This window comes from Escherichia sp. WS33 (genome assembly GCF_046486385.1).
In the GTDB taxonomy this organism is placed as follows: Bacteria; Pseudomonadota; Gammaproteobacteria; order Enterobacterales; family Enterobacteriaceae; genus ECMA0423.
Genome location: NZ_JBJQLJ010000001.1, coordinates 184,781 through 199,943, shown reverse-complemented (window position 1 = coordinate 199,943; position 15,163 = coordinate 184,781). Strand labels below are relative to the sequence as shown.

At 44.1% G+C, this 15,163-nt stretch carries 22 protein-coding genes and 1 pseudogene; 8 read left to right on the top strand and 15 right to left on the bottom strand.

What is annotated here, in order from left to right; genetic code table 11:
• Positions 1-35: 35 nt before the first annotated feature.
• From ACJHXA_RS01065 to ACJHXA_RS01055, 3 genes are all read right to left on the bottom strand, one after another.
• A complete protein-coding gene (locus ACJHXA_RS01065) occupies positions 36-482 on the bottom strand; it encodes a YcgN family cysteine cluster protein (RefSeq protein ID WP_001306825.1) in 447 nt (148 codons plus the stop codon).
• Positions 483-573: 91 nt separating this feature from the next.
• Positions 574-1,233: a fumarylacetoacetate hydrolase family protein gene (locus ACJHXA_RS01060; protein ID WP_000284277.1), complete on the bottom strand. Its 660-nt coding sequence runs from the start codon at positions 1,231-1,233 to the stop codon at positions 574-576.
• A 71-nt stretch (positions 1,234-1,304) separates the two neighbouring features.
• Complete coding sequence (locus ACJHXA_RS01055) at positions 1,305-1,598, bottom strand: YcgL domain-containing protein (protein WP_001297679.1); 294 nt, start codon at positions 1,596-1,598, stop codon at positions 1,305-1,307.
• A gap of 241 nt (positions 1,599-1,839) precedes the next feature.
• Between ACJHXA_RS01055 and pliG the strand changes: the two genes are divergently transcribed.
• Positions 1,840-2,241 (top strand): g-type lysoyme inhibitor PliG, encoded by a 402-nt coding sequence (gene pliG / locus ACJHXA_RS01050; RefSeq protein ID WP_000695223.1) that lies wholly within the window; start codon positions 1,840-1,842, stop codon positions 2,239-2,241.
• A 119-nt stretch (positions 2,242-2,360) separates the two neighbouring features.
• On the opposite strand, the gene ACJHXA_RS01045 is transcribed toward pliG, so the two are convergent.
• The gene (locus tag ACJHXA_RS01045) at positions 2,361-2,729 is read right to left on the bottom strand and encodes a YcgJ family protein (protein WP_001056831.1); all 369 of its coding nucleotides are present in this window, start codon (positions 2,727-2,729) and stop codon (positions 2,361-2,363) included.
• A gap of 519 nt (positions 2,730-3,248) precedes the next feature.
• On the opposite strand from ACJHXA_RS01045, the gene minC reads away from it, so the two are divergent.
• The 3 genes from minC to minE are packed head-to-tail and all read left to right on the top strand — an operon-like array spanning position 3,249 to position 5,050.
• Positions 3,249-3,944 (top strand): septum site-determining protein MinC, encoded by a 696-nt coding sequence (gene minC, locus ACJHXA_RS01040; protein ID WP_000072536.1) that lies wholly within the window; start codon positions 3,249-3,251, stop codon positions 3,942-3,944.
• Between the two features lie 23 nt (positions 3,945-3,967).
• Positions 3,968-4,780, top strand: a complete 813-nt coding sequence (minD, locus tag ACJHXA_RS01035; protein WP_000101055.1) for a septum site-determining protein MinD — start codon at positions 3,968-3,970, stop codon at positions 4,778-4,780.
• A gap of 3 nt (positions 4,781-4,783) precedes the next feature.
• The gene (gene minE, locus ACJHXA_RS01030; protein ID WP_001185665.1) at positions 4,784-5,050 is read left to right on the top strand and encodes a cell division topological specificity factor MinE; all 267 of its coding nucleotides are present in this window, start codon (positions 4,784-4,786) and stop codon (positions 5,048-5,050) included.
• A 371-nt stretch (positions 5,051-5,421) separates the two neighbouring features.
• On the opposite strand, the pseudogene ACJHXA_RS01025 reads toward minE, so the two are convergent.
• The 3 genes and pseudogenes from ACJHXA_RS01025 to ymgJ all read right to left on the bottom strand — a co-directional run.
• Positions 5,422-5,766, bottom strand: a pseudogene (locus tag ACJHXA_RS01025) (autotransporter outer membrane beta-barrel domain-containing protein); the annotation flags it as partial.
• A 34-nt stretch (positions 5,767-5,800) separates the two neighbouring features.
• Positions 5,801-5,920 (bottom strand): hypothetical protein, encoded by a 120-nt coding sequence (locus ACJHXA_RS01020; protein ID WP_001131446.1) that lies wholly within the window; start codon positions 5,918-5,920, stop codon positions 5,801-5,803.
• A complete protein-coding gene (gene ymgJ, locus ACJHXA_RS01015) occupies positions 5,881-6,066 on the bottom strand; it encodes a protein YmgJ (protein WP_001325743.1) in 186 nt (61 codons plus the stop codon). Before ymgJ ends, ACJHXA_RS01020 begins: the two co-directional genes overlap by 40 nt.
• A gap of 100 nt (positions 6,067-6,166) precedes the next feature.
• Between ymgJ and ymgI the strand changes: the two genes are divergently transcribed.
• Genes ymgI through ACJHXA_RS01000 form a run of 3 tightly spaced genes read left to right on the top strand, consistent with a single transcriptional unit; the run spans position 6,167 to position 7,025 of the window.
• The gene (gene ymgI / locus ACJHXA_RS01010) at positions 6,167-6,340 is read left to right on the top strand and encodes a protein YmgI (RefSeq protein WP_000122462.1); all 174 of its coding nucleotides are present in this window, start codon (positions 6,167-6,169) and stop codon (positions 6,338-6,340) included.
• A 1-nt stretch (position 6,341) separates the two neighbouring features.
• Positions 6,342-6,686: a YMGG-like glycine zipper-containing protein gene (locus ACJHXA_RS01005; protein WP_000726974.1), complete on the top strand. Its 345-nt coding sequence runs from the start codon at positions 6,342-6,344 to the stop codon at positions 6,684-6,686.
• A gap of 3 nt (positions 6,687-6,689) precedes the next feature.
• The gene (locus ACJHXA_RS01000) at positions 6,690-7,025 is read left to right on the top strand and encodes a YmgD family protein (protein ID WP_000979977.1); all 336 of its coding nucleotides are present in this window, start codon (positions 6,690-6,692) and stop codon (positions 7,023-7,025) included.
• Positions 7,026-7,081: 56 nt separating this feature from the next.
• On the opposite strand, the gene ACJHXA_RS00995 is transcribed toward ACJHXA_RS01000, so the two are convergent.
• From ACJHXA_RS00995 to ycgZ, 8 genes are all read right to left on the bottom strand, one after another.
• Positions 7,082-9,397, bottom strand: a complete 2,316-nt coding sequence (locus ACJHXA_RS00995) for an autotransporter outer membrane beta-barrel domain-containing protein (protein ID WP_336620734.1) — start codon at positions 9,395-9,397, stop codon at positions 7,082-7,084.
• Between the two features lie 116 nt (positions 9,398-9,513).
• Positions 9,514-9,723, bottom strand: a complete 210-nt coding sequence (locus ACJHXA_RS00990) for a hypothetical protein (protein ID WP_001297677.1) — start codon at positions 9,721-9,723, stop codon at positions 9,514-9,516.
• A 399-nt stretch (positions 9,724-10,122) separates the two neighbouring features.
• Positions 10,123-10,341 (bottom strand): cell division-associated protein YmgF, encoded by a 219-nt coding sequence (gene ymgF / locus ACJHXA_RS00985; protein ID WP_001065861.1) that lies wholly within the window; start codon positions 10,339-10,341, stop codon positions 10,123-10,125.
• Between the two features lie 131 nt (positions 10,342-10,472).
• On the bottom strand, positions 10,473-11,996 hold the full coding sequence (locus tag ACJHXA_RS00980) for a cyclic diguanylate phosphodiesterase (protein ID WP_001246498.1): 1,524 nt from the start codon (positions 11,994-11,996) through the stop codon (positions 10,473-10,475).
• Positions 11,997-12,327: 331 nt separating this feature from the next.
• Positions 12,328-12,576, bottom strand: coding sequence for a protein YmgC (ymgC, locus tag ACJHXA_RS00975; RefSeq protein WP_001065752.1), 249 nt, complete (start codon positions 12,574-12,576; stop codon positions 12,328-12,330).
• Positions 12,577-12,688: 112 nt separating this feature from the next.
• A complete protein-coding gene (gene ariR / locus ACJHXA_RS00970; RefSeq protein WP_000888772.1) occupies positions 12,689-12,955 on the bottom strand; it encodes a biofilm/acid-resistance regulator AriR in 267 nt (88 codons plus the stop codon).
• 28 nt (positions 12,956-12,983) lie between these two features.
• A complete protein-coding gene (locus tag ACJHXA_RS00965) occupies positions 12,984-13,256 on the bottom strand; it encodes a two-component-system connector protein YmgA (protein ID WP_000857995.1) in 273 nt (90 codons plus the stop codon).
• 42 nt (positions 13,257-13,298) lie between these two features.
• Complete coding sequence (gene ycgZ, locus ACJHXA_RS00960; protein WP_000554144.1) at positions 13,299-13,535, bottom strand: regulatory protein YcgZ; 237 nt, start codon at positions 13,533-13,535, stop codon at positions 13,299-13,301.
• Positions 13,536-13,848: 313 nt separating this feature from the next.
• Here ycgZ and bluF point away from each other — a divergent pair, with 313 nt between their 5' ends.
• On the top strand, positions 13,849-15,060 hold the full coding sequence (bluF, locus tag ACJHXA_RS00955) for a blue light-responsive regulator BluF (RefSeq protein ID WP_001299269.1): 1,212 nt from the start codon (positions 13,849-13,851) through the stop codon (positions 15,058-15,060).
• The last annotated feature ends 103 nt before the right edge of the window (positions 15,061-15,163 follow it).

Here is a 15,163-nt window from a genome sequence, read left to right as displayed (position 1 = left end):
ATTAAGAAAGCCCCCATCAACATCTATTAAATTTATCACTGCGCCCAGTCAGGTTTATTTAAGATATGATCCTGCCAGTCAATCACTTCTGATTCTTTCACTGCGATATGACGCACAGAGATACGTTCACCATGCATTGCCGCTTTCGAACCAGTAAGTAGCGGATGCCACGCAGGTAAATCTTTACCTTCCGCCAGCAAACGATAAGCGCAGGTCATTGGCAGCCATTCGAATGTTGGCAGATTTTCACGGGTTAATTTAATGCAGTCGGGTTCAAACTCGAAACGACGTTCGTAGTTCCGACATTGACAAGTTTTAATATTGAGCTGGCGACAGGCGACGTTAGTGAAGTAGATTTCGTCGGTGTCTTCATCCATCAGTTTATGCAGGCAACACTGACCGCAACCATCACACAACGACTCCCATTCCGCATCGCTCATTTCGTCCAGGGTTTTACTTTGCCAGAAAGGTACATCGCTCATCAGGTGTTCCGCCATTACGTTAAAACGCACCTTATAACCAGTCTGGCACAGCGATGCAAGTTTTGCCGCCGCTTTCAGGCGGCAAAAAGTATTACAAAACGCGAGTTGTCAAAGAATGCCCATCGAAAGTGACTGTCAGCTCATCACCGCTTTGCAACGGGCCGACGCCATCAGGCGTGCCTGTCAACACAACGTCACCGGCCTTGAGGGTAAAAAACTTGCTCATATAAGCGATCAACGGAACGATTTTATGGATCATGTCCGCAGTCGTACCTTGCTGGCGTTGTTCGCCGTTTACGCTCAGGCCCAGCGTTGTATTTTGTGGATCGCCGGTAAATTCCGCCGCGGGGATAAACCCGGAAAGCGGACAAGAGTTATCAAACGCTTTAGCCTTTTCCCACGGCTGCCCGGCTTTCTTCATTTTTCCCTGAACATCACGCAATGTCAGATCAAGCGCCACGCCGTAACCGGCAATGGCTTTGCGGACATGCTCTTCCGTTGCCTGACGCAGCGTCGCGCCAATCAACACCGCCAGTTCGACTTCATGATGAACTGAACCGAAATCGGATGGGATCGCCAATGGCTGCCGCAGATCGCACAGTGCCGTTTCTGGTTTAATAAACAGCACTGGCTCTTCGGGCACTGCGCTGCCCATCTCTTTAATATGTTTGGCATAGTTACTGCCAACACAGACTACTTTACTCACCGGATAATCCAGCAGCGCACCTTGCCAGTTATGATGTTGATACATAACGTTCCCCTCACCTTATCGTGGATATGAAAACCCGCGCCGACAAAGATAATGCCACCGCCGGATATCGGTTATTTGTTAGTGTCGTCTGTTTTCTGCCCCATGACGGAAAGATGTTGCTTCAGCAAATCTTCGGGTGGTGGCGGTAACTGCAAATAGTAACCTTGCTCGGTTAATGCCAGTTTAACCTTTTCAATATCAGCATTGACCAGTTTCTTGCGCCCATCCAGCGGCAGAATCATCGCTAACTGAGGCTGACCAAAACCTTTCATCAGTTCCTCAGGAACACGCGAAAAATCGTCTTTTTTTTCGACATATAAATAGGTCTGGTCACGCTTGCTGCTTCGATAAATCACACAAAACATACTTTTACTCTTTAAGATGCCAGGTTTTGGCATAAGCTAACATCAATGAAACCCGCGCCACAAGCCAGCCAGCTGTAGATTTCTGCGGTTTGTTGAGTCCATGCCCCTTTATAAGTAATCCCCCCGGCAAAAAATGCCGCGCCGGGATTTTACCGAACGCAGAAAAGCCACTGGAATTCTCCCGTAAGGAATTGTTATATTATAACAGTTCATCGTACTCATTCTGAACAGGAGACTACCAATGAAAATCAAGAGCATCAGTAAGGCTGTATTGCTGCTTGCACTGCTAACCTCCACGAGCTTTGCTGCGGGTAAGAATGTCAATGTTGAGTTCAGCAAAGGCCATAGCAGCGCTCAGTACTCCGGCGAAATAAAGGGATACGATTACGATACATATACCTTCTATGCCAAAAAAGGTCAGAAAGTGCATGTGAGTATCTCTAATGAAGGCGCTGATACTTACCTCTTCGGGCCAGGAATCGATGATTCAGTTGATTTATCCAGATATTCACCAGAACTCGATAGTCACGGACAATACTCACTCCCTGCTTCTGGCAAATATGAGCTGCGAGTGCTGCAAACCCGAAACGACGCCCGTAAAAACAAAACTAAAAAATATAACGTCGATATTCAAATTAAGTAAATGTCAACCGACGGGGACTCTCCCCGTCATAAACGTTAACGCCCCACTCCTCTCTGTCGCTCAAGAGGTTAATGACGAATAGCAGACAATGCCGAATAGAACATAATGTAAACAAGGCATCACTCACGACACATAAATAACATCTTTGTGGTGATTTGATTGATTTTTCCACTCCGCTTACCATCCACACCAAAATAACGATCATCACGACATAATTTTTCTTTAACATCGCAAAATACACCGTTAGCGAATGTAAATTCGCTGGGATCGTAGCCTTGTAATGATTGTAAGTTTTCAGCGGCTTTTTCGCCGAGATATTTCCTTGTTAACTCTGGGGAAATACCATCTGAGTTCACACAAATATACGGGTCGCAAACAACGCCGCACGCCGGAGATTGAAGTCCGCCAGCGTCATGTCCAGACGCCATTGATGAGAACATCATCCCCACACCTGACAATCCGATATAAAAAATACGCATCATATTCATAGCACATCCTGATAATCCAACCGTACAACACTTATGCTCATTTCATCATCAATCCGTAATCAAAACCGCTGACCTGGACGAGTTACGATGACCTGACAGAAGTATCAGACGTCTTCTGCGGTTTCTATGATAGAGCAATTCTGTGGCGGATATTAAGATAACGGGTATCTGTTCTTTAATGATGCCGCAAAAAATGGAAAGTTAAGAAAGCCTGGCGTGGTGAAAAAATACACTTGCCTCAATACTGGATATTTAAACAGGTCTGGAGATGCTGTCACGATTAGGGTGCGGAAAAAGGAAGCGTAAATAAGAACAATCAAAAGTACGACGGCAATGGGTTGATTGACAAGGGTATTTTTTAAGCTATGAATCAGCGCCATTTATCACAGAATAGACTTTTACTCTGAATAAATGGGAGGGTGACTTGCCTCAATATAATCCAGACTATAACATGCCTTATAGTCTTCGGAACATCATCGCGCGCTGGCGATGATTAATAGCTAATTGAGTAAGGCCAGGATGTCAAACACGCCAATCGAGCTTAAAGGCAGTAGCTTCACTTTATCTGTGGTTCATCTGCATGAGGCAGAACCTAAGGTTATCCATCAGGCGCTGGAAGACAAAATCGCTCAGGCCCCCGCATTTTTAAAACATGCCCCCGTTGTACTCAACGTCAGTGCACTGGAAGACCCGGTAAACTGGTCAGCGATGCATAAGGCGGTTTCGGCAACCGGTTTGCGGGTTATTGGCGTAAGTGGCTGCAAAGATGCGCAACTTAAAGCCGAAATTGAAAAGATGGGGCTGCCTATCCTGACGGAAGGAAAGGAAAAAGCGCCGCGTCCAGCTCCCGCACCACAGGCTCCAGCGCAAAATACAACGCCGGTCACAAAAACGCGTTTAATAGATACCCCGGTGCGTTCCGGTCAGCGTATTTATGCTCCACAATGTGATCTGATTGTTACAAGCCACGTTAGCGCTGGGGCCGAATTGATTGCCGATGGGAACATTCATGTCTATGGCATGATGCGCGGTCGTGCGCTTGCAGGGGCAAGTGGTGACCGGGAAACGCAAATATTTTGTACGAACCTGATGGCGGAACTGGTGTCCATCGCAGGTGAATACTGGCTGAGTGATCAAATCCCAGCAGAATTTTATGGCAAAGCGGCGCGACTGCAGTTAGTCGAAAACGCTTTGACCGTTCAACCGTTAAATTGATCCCTTTTTAACAAGGAATTTCTATGGCACGCATTATTGTTGTTACTTCGGGCAAAGGGGGTGTTGGTAAGACAACCTCCAGCGCGGCCATCGCCACTGGTTTGGCCCAGAAGGGAAAGAAAACTGTCGTGATAGATTTTGATATCGGCCTGCGTAATCTCGACCTGATTATGGGTTGCGAACGCCGGGTCGTTTACGATTTCGTCAACGTCATTCAGGGCGATGCAACGCTAAATCAGGCGTTAATTAAAGATAAGCGTACTGAAAATCTCTATATTCTTCCGGCATCGCAAACACGCGATAAAGATGCCCTCACCCGTGAAGGGGTCGCCAAAGTTCTTGATGATCTGAAAGCGATGGATTTTGAATTTATCGTTTGTGACTCCCCGGCAGGGATTGAAACCGGTGCGTTAATGGCACTCTATTTTGCAGACGAAGCCATTATTACCACCAACCCGGAAGTCTCCTCAGTACGCGACTCTGACCGTATTTTAGGCATTCTGGCGTCGAAATCACGCCGCGCAGAAAATGGCGAAGAGCCTATTAAAGAGCACCTGCTGTTAACGCGCTATAACCCAGGCCGCGTAAGCAGAGGTGACATGCTGAGCATGGAAGATGTGCTGGAGATCCTGCGCATCAAACTCGTCGGCGTGATCCCAGAGGATCAATCAGTATTGCGCGCCTCTAACCAGGGTGAACCGGTCATTCTCGACATTAACGCCGATGCGGGTAAAGCCTACGCAGATACCGTAGAACGTCTGTTGGGAGAAGAACGTCCTTTCCGCTTCATTGAAGAAGAGAAGAAAGGCTTCCTCAAACGCTTGTTCGGAGGATAAGTTATGGCATTACTCGATTTCTTTCTCTCGCGGAAGAAAAACACAGCCAACATTGCAAAAGAACGGCTGCAGATTATTGTTGCTGAACGCCGTCGCAGCGATGCAGAACCGCATTATCTGCCGCAGTTGCGTAAAGATATTCTTGAGGTCATTTGTAAATACGTACAAATTGATCCTGAGATGGTAACCGTACAGCTTGAGCAAAAAGATGGCGATATTTCTATTCTTGAGCTGAACGTGACCTTACCGGAAGCAGAAGAGCTGAAATAAGCCCGCTGTAAAAACGCATTTATCTTCAAGGCAGAGTCATTTCTGCCTTGAGTTTTTCATCCCTCTCATCCACGTTGTGGTAAAGCGGCGAGTATTCTTGCTGATACTCCTCATTGCTATTTCCACCTCCCCCTTTACACCTTAAGGCTGTTCCCACGCACAGAACAAAATGTTTATGCCTGGTTGAGTAAATAACCTCATTGTTAGTGTGGATACACTGGGGGATGATAACCCCGCAATTTCATTATTCATTGTTCTCCCATAGGATGAGGTTTCCCGCCGTAACTGGCGGGCTTTTTTTGCCCCAGAATTTTCCCTTTTAGCCCCCTGTAAACGAAAACTGCGCCGAAGCGCAGTTTAATCGTTGATGGTCAGAACGACCAGTTCACACCAGCCACCGCGTTCCACGGGGACTCCACACCGGCACCATGGCTATACCCCACCCCGAAATGCCCGCTTAACGTACTGCTGAATGAGGCTTTAATACCTGCCTGGTATATTCCACGTCTGCCCGACAAATCATTGACAAAATTACCGTCACTATTCACTTTCACCCGATTATCATCGACAAATTCTTTGCGCACAGCCGCCTTCAGGCAGGGTTCAATTTCCATACCGTTCCCCAGACGCATGTTGTAACTCAGCGTTGCACCCAGTTCACGATATATACTGCGGGTATCGACTGATTTCGATTCCATGCCATTGGATAAATGATAGTAGCGTCTAAGTGACCTAAGCTCTGCTGCAACATCAGCCCGCAGGCACCAGACCAGGGGATTCATCCTGAAGAGACAGCGCAGGTGTATTGTGTTCACCGCTCACCAAAGACATCATGATGAAATGATGATATCCCGCATAAGAAAGAGGCATTTTTTACACGCAGTGCGCTGAAGTGTAGTTGGATAAAAAATCACTCTTTTCAGATAATACTGTCGTACGCTTATCTTTCGACAATGAGGCCGTCGGCAAAATAAAATGACTAATGTAATCGTTGCTGATGAATATCTTCTGCTCACATAAAAATCACACAATAATATTGATAAATCAGATTATCTTACCTTTACAACATTGCGTTAACAGTCAATGACACTTCTTGAATAAAAATATTGTCAATCAATGAGTTATTCCTCATTTAAGATTATTCTCATTCACGTAAAAAACATAATTCCTATCATCACAGCCACGCTCATTTTGAATTATCTGAATAATAGCGAGCGTTCTTTAGTTAAGCAGATCTTAATTGAAGACGAAATTATTGTGTGTGCAACTTACTTAATACCGGACATCTAAGTTGAAGAAAAAAATACTTGCCTTCGGGCTTATCTCAGCATTGTTCTGCTCCACGCCAGCGATGGCGGATATGAACCGCACCACGAAAGGTGCATTGCTAGGCGCAGGCGTTGGTTTACTTACTGGCAATGGTGTTAATGGCGTACTGAAAGGTGCAGCTGTTGGCGCTGGTGTTGGTGCAGTAACAGAAAAAGGCCGCGACGGTAAAAATGCGCGTAAAGGTGCAAAAGTGGGTGCCGCCGTTGGTGCTGTCACTGGCGTTCTGACCGGCAATGGCCTCGAAGGGGCGATTAAAGGTGCCGTGATTGGCGGTACGGGTGGTGCAATTCTGGGTAAAATGAAATAAGGAATGATGATGAAAAAATTTGCTTTACTGGCGGGCCTGTTTGTTTTCGCACCAATGACCTGGGCGCAGGACTACAATATTAAAAACGGTTTGCCGTCAGAAACCTATATTACTTGCGCAGAAGCCAACGAAATGGCAAAAACTGACAGCGCACAGGTTGCAGAAATTGTTGCGGTAATGGGTAATGCCAGCGTTGCCAGCCGTGATTTAAAAATTGAGCAATCTCCGGAACTGAGCGCCAAAGTGGTAGAAAAACTGAATCAGGTTTGCGCTAAAGACCCGCAAATGCTGTTGATCACGGCAATTGATGACACCATGCGTGCTATCGGCAAAAAATAATATTTCATATGTACCGCGTCGATGAATACGACGCGGTTTTTTAGCTAACGGCGGGATCAGAACTTATATTTCAGGCCCACCATCACTGCGGTGTCATTGTAGCCATTATCACCCAGCTGCACGCCCACATTCCCCCAGACGCTGGCCGCTGGATTCAGGTTGCCATTTACGCCAAGTTTAATTTCCCCCAAATTACTCGCCCCATCTTGTTCGACTTTCACACCGTTCATTGAGACAGCAAAATCTTTACTGTTATGGATCCAGTTCATTTCAACAAAAGGTTCAAAGTCGTCACCGTGCGAACCGCTGTTTTTCTCCTGAGTACGAATAAAGGTGCGGAAACCAAGTCGGGTCTGGATGTTGTTATTTGCGTCATTCTCAATACGTGAGCCATTGGCTTCGGTGTGCGCATTATGATCGACGCCCATCCAGATAGCCTGTGGCTGGAATATCCACGTGTATTTCGCCGCTTCCAGACCAAAGGATTTATTCAGGGCAAAGCCGTAACCCGCTTCCAGCGAGACGGTTGCGCCTTTCGCACTATAGGATTCATAGGCTAATTCATCCCCTTTCACCGAGTTTTTAAACCAGCTATATTGCGCCCAGGCGTCAATGTATGCGCCTTTTTTACTGATGTCATCGGCAAACCAGGTGGCATACAGCCCTGCGCAATAGCCTCTGACACTCCCTTTCGAACGATAATCCGACACGCTGGAATGAGTTGAGTTGTAGTCGCGGGCATAACCAGCCATCACTCCCAAACGCCAACTGTCACTGTCGGTAAAACCACCGGTTAACAGATCGGCCCCTAACTGCGAGACGTAGCGATGCGAGGTCGTTCTCAACTGTCCGTTGCTGTCACGCCAGGCATTATGCCCGCCAATTTGACGTAGCCAAAGTCGGCTTGAACGCTCCTGTTCAGTTACAGGATCGATGTAGCGCATTTCACCCGCACGGTCGTTCAGACGCATAACAAAAAGAGTGTTAGCGGCTGCCAGGTTGGCGACGTAACTTCCAGCTTCGAGGCGCAGGACGGGGGTAGGCGCAACAGTAGGCGCTGAACTTCCTCCGGAGTTTGTTTCACCGCCGCTCGTTGCCTGGAAGTTAGTCAGATACCAGTTTTTATTGGTCGCTTCGGTATTACCTCGGGTTAATGAATATTCGTAGGCACCGGCGAAAATCCTCGAATCCTTAATAAATTCCCCATTTGATTCCCCCTCAACGCTGATAATCTCTATCCCATTTAACGTGTAAGCTCCGCTGCCTCCTGCATTGGTAACTTTAACTCGGGTTGTTCCAGAGGTATTTCCATTAATAACGACTTTATCCGTAGCTGAATTATCATCACCCAATTCAGTTCTGAGATGCAATACGCCATTATTACCAACGTAATTTTCAGTTATTGTTAATCTTGTTGGTTCGACATCCCGTCCATCTGCCCGGGAAATATAGACCGTACTATTATCAACCGTGAGGTTGCTCACCGTTGAGTCAGCTTTAATATCCCAGGTACTATTATCTGAAAGCGACAGATAGGTATGAGTGTTATCATCTGTTGAAATATTAGCTGAACCCGTTATTTTTGAATTAGTTGCATCGACGGTCAAATGACCTTTAATATTATTGATAAAAACATCTGCAGCCGATGATACCTCACTATCCGTAATGGTCACGTTACTCGTCTCATTTTTATGGTAGAGGATTTCATTTGCTGACCGTAGTGAGCTACCAGATAAAATATCTACCGTTGCTTCCTGACCATTTATGGAAGACTCCAGCACAATTCCAGCCCCCTGATGCGCGACTGCAGATGTATTTTTCAGCGTCACCGTGCCGCCATTATAAATTTTAGCAATCGCGGCGTCAGGACCCGTTGTATAAATTTCTCCCTGGTTAAATGAAACTGTCCCCTGGCGGGCAGCGATGGCATGAGCATTGTCCCCATGCGTGGTGATATTAACATCGGTTAATGTAACGCTGGCATTGGTATAATCAAGCGTGTCACCAGCCTTGACGACAGTGCCATTAGCGTACGCGGCATAACTTTCTGTTCCGTGGGTTGTGATCTCCCCTTTTGCCATATCCAGTTTTGCTATGGCATTATTTTCATTACTTCCTGTATCGGTAGTACTTTCTTCATCAAGAGAAGATACACACGCACGCGCGCTTCCGGGAGATGCACACGCAAGAACGCCGACTGCGTGATTACCCGCAGTAACAATAAATGTATCATCTCCGTCAGAAAAAGAGGGGGTAACCGAACCGTCAGAGTTGACTCTTATTATGGTGTCAGTATTCAGGTTTCCACTCGTTTGACTTAGCAAACCAATTGAGTAATCCCCCGTTGTGACAATCGTGTTTTTACCCTGCAAAATAACAGCACCGCCAAATTCACTTACGATTGCGCTAGCTGTTAATGCTGTGCTTAGAGGACTATTGTCAGAAGGATATAAACCGCCCGTTGTTACAATGACGCCATTGTTAATGGTTAACTTGCTACCCTCTCCTGCAACGGATACCCGTAACTTCCATTACCCGTTGTTATAACTAGCGCATTATCAATATCTTTTACTTTTCCATCTTTTATTGCCACAGCATGTTTATATTCATCGTGCTGAATAAACTGTTCAGCATATGCATTACCCACCGCCAGAGCAATAAGTCCCAAACTAAACCCGGAGAGTTTTTTCAGTTTCATAGATTAACCATCCATTCATTGGATTAACAAACATTCCTGGTCAAATAACCTATGCGTTCAGATTACCAAAACGGAGGGTAAAGACAAAAACAAAAGCACAAAAAATTTAAATAGATAAACAGCGACAATATATAAATGATAAATAAGTCGGCATTATCATTTTTCACCTTATTTTCATGACATTGATCACTTTAGGGTGACGATTTTGTTTAACAAATAACTCTTCGACATCAAAATTGTTAATAGTTGCGATGAGGATTATTTCGGTGATATATAAAAATAACCGTGATAACACCAGGGTTGACAACTATTTGCGCAATAATGCCTTTCCTTCAATGATCCAGGCGTTCACTGCCAGCAACCCATTCAGCCGCATACTGACAGTGAGAAACTGAAAGATTATTGCTGATCCCTGTGGTTGACGAGTCTTTCTCTTAATCGATTAACCAGATTGATCGCCAGCCAAACAAGGGCATTAAGCAAATTTATCGTCACAAGCACTTCTCCCAGCCCGGTACTGGGTTTTGCAATAAGGATGACCAGGAGGGTGATCAGCATAAATGCAATGGAAAAGATGATATAGAGAGTGAAATAATCCAGATTATTACTATTGTTCATGCTACTAATGGCAATCCTGTCAAAACTTTCAAACAATTATAGCAAACAAAATAATGAACAATAGTAACAAGAGGCAACGAGCTAATTAGCTGTCTATAATTACACCGCACTATGGCCTTACTGATCAATTTTCACTCAACCACAACCTTCACCTTCGGTTTAGAAAGGATAATTTTGACCAGGTCGATGTATGTAACAGGTTTATAGAAATAATAACCCTGCTGAAATGTGATATTATTTTGGTTCAGATAGTCAAGTTGTTCTTTCGTTTCGACACCTTCAGCGACGATACTGATCGAAAGTTTACGCGCCAGATCCAATACACAATCCAGAATTCGGGTTGATTCTGGGTCTGCGTTTACGCGGCCAACGAAACTGTGATCAATTTTGATATAATCAATATGCAGGTCATGAAGATAAGAAAGCCCTGAGTAGCCAGTACCGAAATCATCCAGCGCGATGACAAAACCATTTTCATGCAGAATGTTCAACCGCTGAACCAGACTTTCATCAACATTCAATGGCTCACGCTCGGTGACTTCCAGAACAAGGTTTAAATCGCGGCGGGTAAAACTGTCACGGAAATTTAAACACTCGTCGACAAACGTCGGCGAAATAATATGCGAAGCGCTAAAATTAATTCCAATATGAAAACCTTCCGGCAATTTACTCGCGATAGCGTTCATCTGTCTGGCAACCTGATTCATCAGGCTTTGCGTAAGCGGAACGATTAATCCGGATTTTTCAGCAAGTGGAATAAATGCCGCGGGTGATATATATCCACCGTGAGGTTGTTTCCAGCGGGCTAACACCTCAACTCCCCGCAATGTCCCTTCCCGACCATTTACCACAGGTTGGTAAAAAGGGACAATCTCCCCATTATTTATTGCCCGTCGCAGGATCTCTTCAGGCGTTGCGCTTTTATTGAAATATCTATCAAGCAGGAAGGCAGCGGCGCAGGCGATTAACAGAATAAATATTAAAATCCCAAAGCCTTTATCGATAAGTCTGTAGAAGCTAAAGAGTGGCGGCGGGTTAAAGATAATAGTGAAATGATATTTTGTGGAGTGAACCTTCTCGGTATAGGGATAATGTCCATTAAGCGTCATCACATCACCCGTTGGTCCAATAATGTCATCCGCCACGCGTAATACATACCTTACCCCTTTCAAGGGTACATTAAGTGCCCCACGAATATGCTGATCGCTTATCGTAACCAAAATGCGCGTATCTGCAAATTGGTTCTGATAGAGCAGGATAGGTAATCTATTAACGGTGTCGATTGCTGGAGCCAACAGTAAATTACTGTCCGGGAAAACAGGAATACGAGACAACAGGACCCGATTCCCAGGCAGGGATGTACACCAGACTATTCCCTGTTTGAGAATGATGATTGTGCGCAGGTGAGGTTTCAGAGCTGCTTCAGTGCCAAGCTGATATTGCTCCTCGAGGTTGCATTCCTTCCCGGCAATGTTAACCGCTGTTTGAGTCGCTTGTGACGCTTCTTCAAGTATATGATTGATATTGTTGGCGGCATATCTCGCTCCCGCCAGGTACTCTGCTTTTGCGGAATACCAGAGCTGGATGTTCAAAATAGCGACACCGGTAATAAACAAGCATATCGCAACGAGGATGGGTATGAGTGTATTGCGCATTTGCTTGTCCCGGCCAAAGGGTTTAATACATGAAAATGCCATTCATTCGCTCGCGCTGGCATCTACAGAGAGCATGGTAGAGAGCATAAGAAATATCCACGCCGAAGATAAAATTTTCTCCATCTTGATCTAACCCATTAATTATTGAGCATAATGTAGGCAGTACAAAATAAGTTAGGCGGGATATCAGGCGTCAAGAATGGAGAGCGAGAACTCTCCATTCTTGACACCTGATATTGCGGACATAATAAGAAAGCATAACGCCTGAAATGCTCACTTTGCATCAGCATGGTGATACAGCTGATGTTTATTCTAAAACCTTACTCAAGTTCTAAGAGAGCACGGATTCCCTGTCATTAATAATGATATCCGTTAGTGTAGTCTTATGCATTTCAATGTACTGCAATATTTGCAGATAGAGATCAGAAAGAATCACACTGGTTTCATCTTTTAAACGCAAGCGTAAAGCCTGATCAATAATATGACTATCAACATACCCATGCGTCATGAACACCTCCCTCTCGAGATTTTTAAACAAAGCACATTGAAAAATAAATCTCTCTGGGATTGAATTATTCATGTCAGCCTCGTAGAAATATTAACCCAATAAAATTATGCTGTGTATAGTCTAAAGCGACAGACAAAAATAAGATGAATGAGTTTTCTATAAACTTATACTTAATAATTAGAAGTTACATATCATCAGCTGTGTATCGCAACACGATTTCCAGTGTTTTTCTAATCACATCAGCTTTGAGAATATCACTTGTTGTTTCCAGGGAGTGTATCAGACTTAAGATAATATTTTTATTATTAACATTATCGCCTGAAAGCATTAAATTGGTGACAGCCTGCCCTAACACTGCTGACTCTTCTTCTAACAAATTACCCGAACTGCGAAAGTAACTTGCTAACGCTTTATCAGTTATTGCATTATGAATTGTAGTATCTTCAAGCATGGTAACCTCTCATCTTACTTATGAAATTTTAATGTATTCTGTTTATTTTCTTACCATTGAACATACTTTTATTGTCAGCTGTCGCTGTTCTTCGGTTTGGCCCTCCTGAATCACTATTGCTAAAATCACGAATTATGCTGTCAATTAAATCGCGTCGGAAAGCATCTTCCTCAGCCGATTTCATTACGAGTAATTGCTTAATAAGAGTCTGCAATGAAAAATTTATCTTCATGCGCAGTATCTGGATCACCGCCTGGCCAGTAATTTCATATTTTATACGTTCATTATCAGATGTCTTCATAACGACTTCATAGCTAACCTGTTAAATAATCAGGCTGTTGCATTATTCAAAAAGCAACCCAATTAGTGCATTATAATGTTTCTGTTCCTCTTCCCCAGTCGCGTGTTCCAGTCGGCAAAGAAGTTTGGCACAAAGCGACTTTCGACTCAGATTACGTCCATCTTTCAAAATCTCAGTCACAATTTCCCCGAGAGTTTCCTGCTGAGTAGGCAAGTTAGCTTTTGCAAAGTAACGAGTGATTGCTCCCGCAGAATCTAAAGTCACTGAATTTTGATGCATGCTACGCCTCTGTTAAAAATGTTAATCAATGTTAAGTGAGGTAACAATAGCAAACTTGTACGAAATATGTGTACAGAATGATAAATTAATTTTTTGCAATTAGTGCTAATGCATATAAAACAATGTGTTATGATAAAACATATTGCATCATTTAACTGACAATCTATACAAGATTTTTCGCCAACTAGTGTTCAACTTTTTCCATTTTTTATCAATGTAAAGAAACGGTTATGTTTTGGTATTAAAAGAAAGACACAAGAAGATATGTCTGTTACCGTCTTACTCTCGCCTCACCCATTACCCTGGATTGTTAATGCTTACCACCCTTATTTATCGTAGCCATATACGTGACGACGAACCTGTCAAAAAAATCGAAGAAATGGTTTCGATAGCAAATCGCAGGAACATGCAGTCTGACGTAACAGGGATCTTACTGTTTAATGGTTCTCATTTTTTCCAGCTTCTGGAAGGTCCGGAAGAACAGGTTAAAATGATATATCGGGCTATATGCCAGGATCCACGGCACTATAATATTGTTGAGCTGCTGTGCGATTACGCGCCTGCTCGCCGTTTTGGCAAAGCGGGAATGGAATTATTTGATTTGCGCCTGCACGAGCGAGATGACGTTTTACAGGCCGTATTCGACAAAGGCACATCAAAATTTCAGCTAACTTATGATGACAGAGCGCTACAATTTTTTCGTACTTTTGTCCTTGCAACCGAACAATCAACCTATTTCGAGATCCCTGCCGAAGACTCCTGGCTTTTTATCGCTGACGGATCTGATAAAGAACTTGATTCCTGTGCCCTTTCACCAACTATAAACGACCACTTTGCCTTTCATCCTATTGTCGATCCCTTATCGCGGCGGATAATCGCTTTTGAAGCCATTGTGCAAAAAAATGAAGATAGCCCATCAGCCATAGCGGTTGGGCAGCGTAAAGACGGGGAAATCTACACAGCGGATCTCAAAAGTAAGGCGCTTGCATTCACGATGGCACACGCACTTGAGCTCGGTGATAAAATGATTTCAATCAATCTATTACCTATGACCCTGGTTAACGAACCTGACGCAGTCTCTTTTTTACTTAATGAAATAAAGGCCAATGCTCTGGTGCCTGAACAAATCATCGTTGAATTTACTGAAAGTGAAGTCATATCTCGGTTTGATGAGTTTGCCGAAGCGATTAAATCGCTAAAGGCTGCTGGTATCAGTGTAGCAATTGATCATTTTGGCGCAGGTTTTGCTGGTTTGTTACTCCTGTCACGCTTCCAGCCTGACAGAATTAAAATCAGTCAGGAATTGATTACCAATGTTCATAAAAGTGGGCCACGGCAGGCAATTATTCAGGCGATCATAAAATGCTGTACATCACTTGAAATTCAAGTCAGTGCTATGGGCGTGGCAACACCAGAAGAGTGGATGTGGCTTGAATCCGCAGGAATTGAGATGTTTCAGGGAGATCTGTTTGCTAAAGCTAAATTGAATGGTATCCCTTCCATAGCGTGGCCAGAGAAAAAATAATTTTCAGCACATTCTTTCACATGATTTCAGTAAATCATCGTGAAAATGAATACGTTACGTTTAAATTTAATCCACATTAAAAATAATGTTTCATCCAATTTAG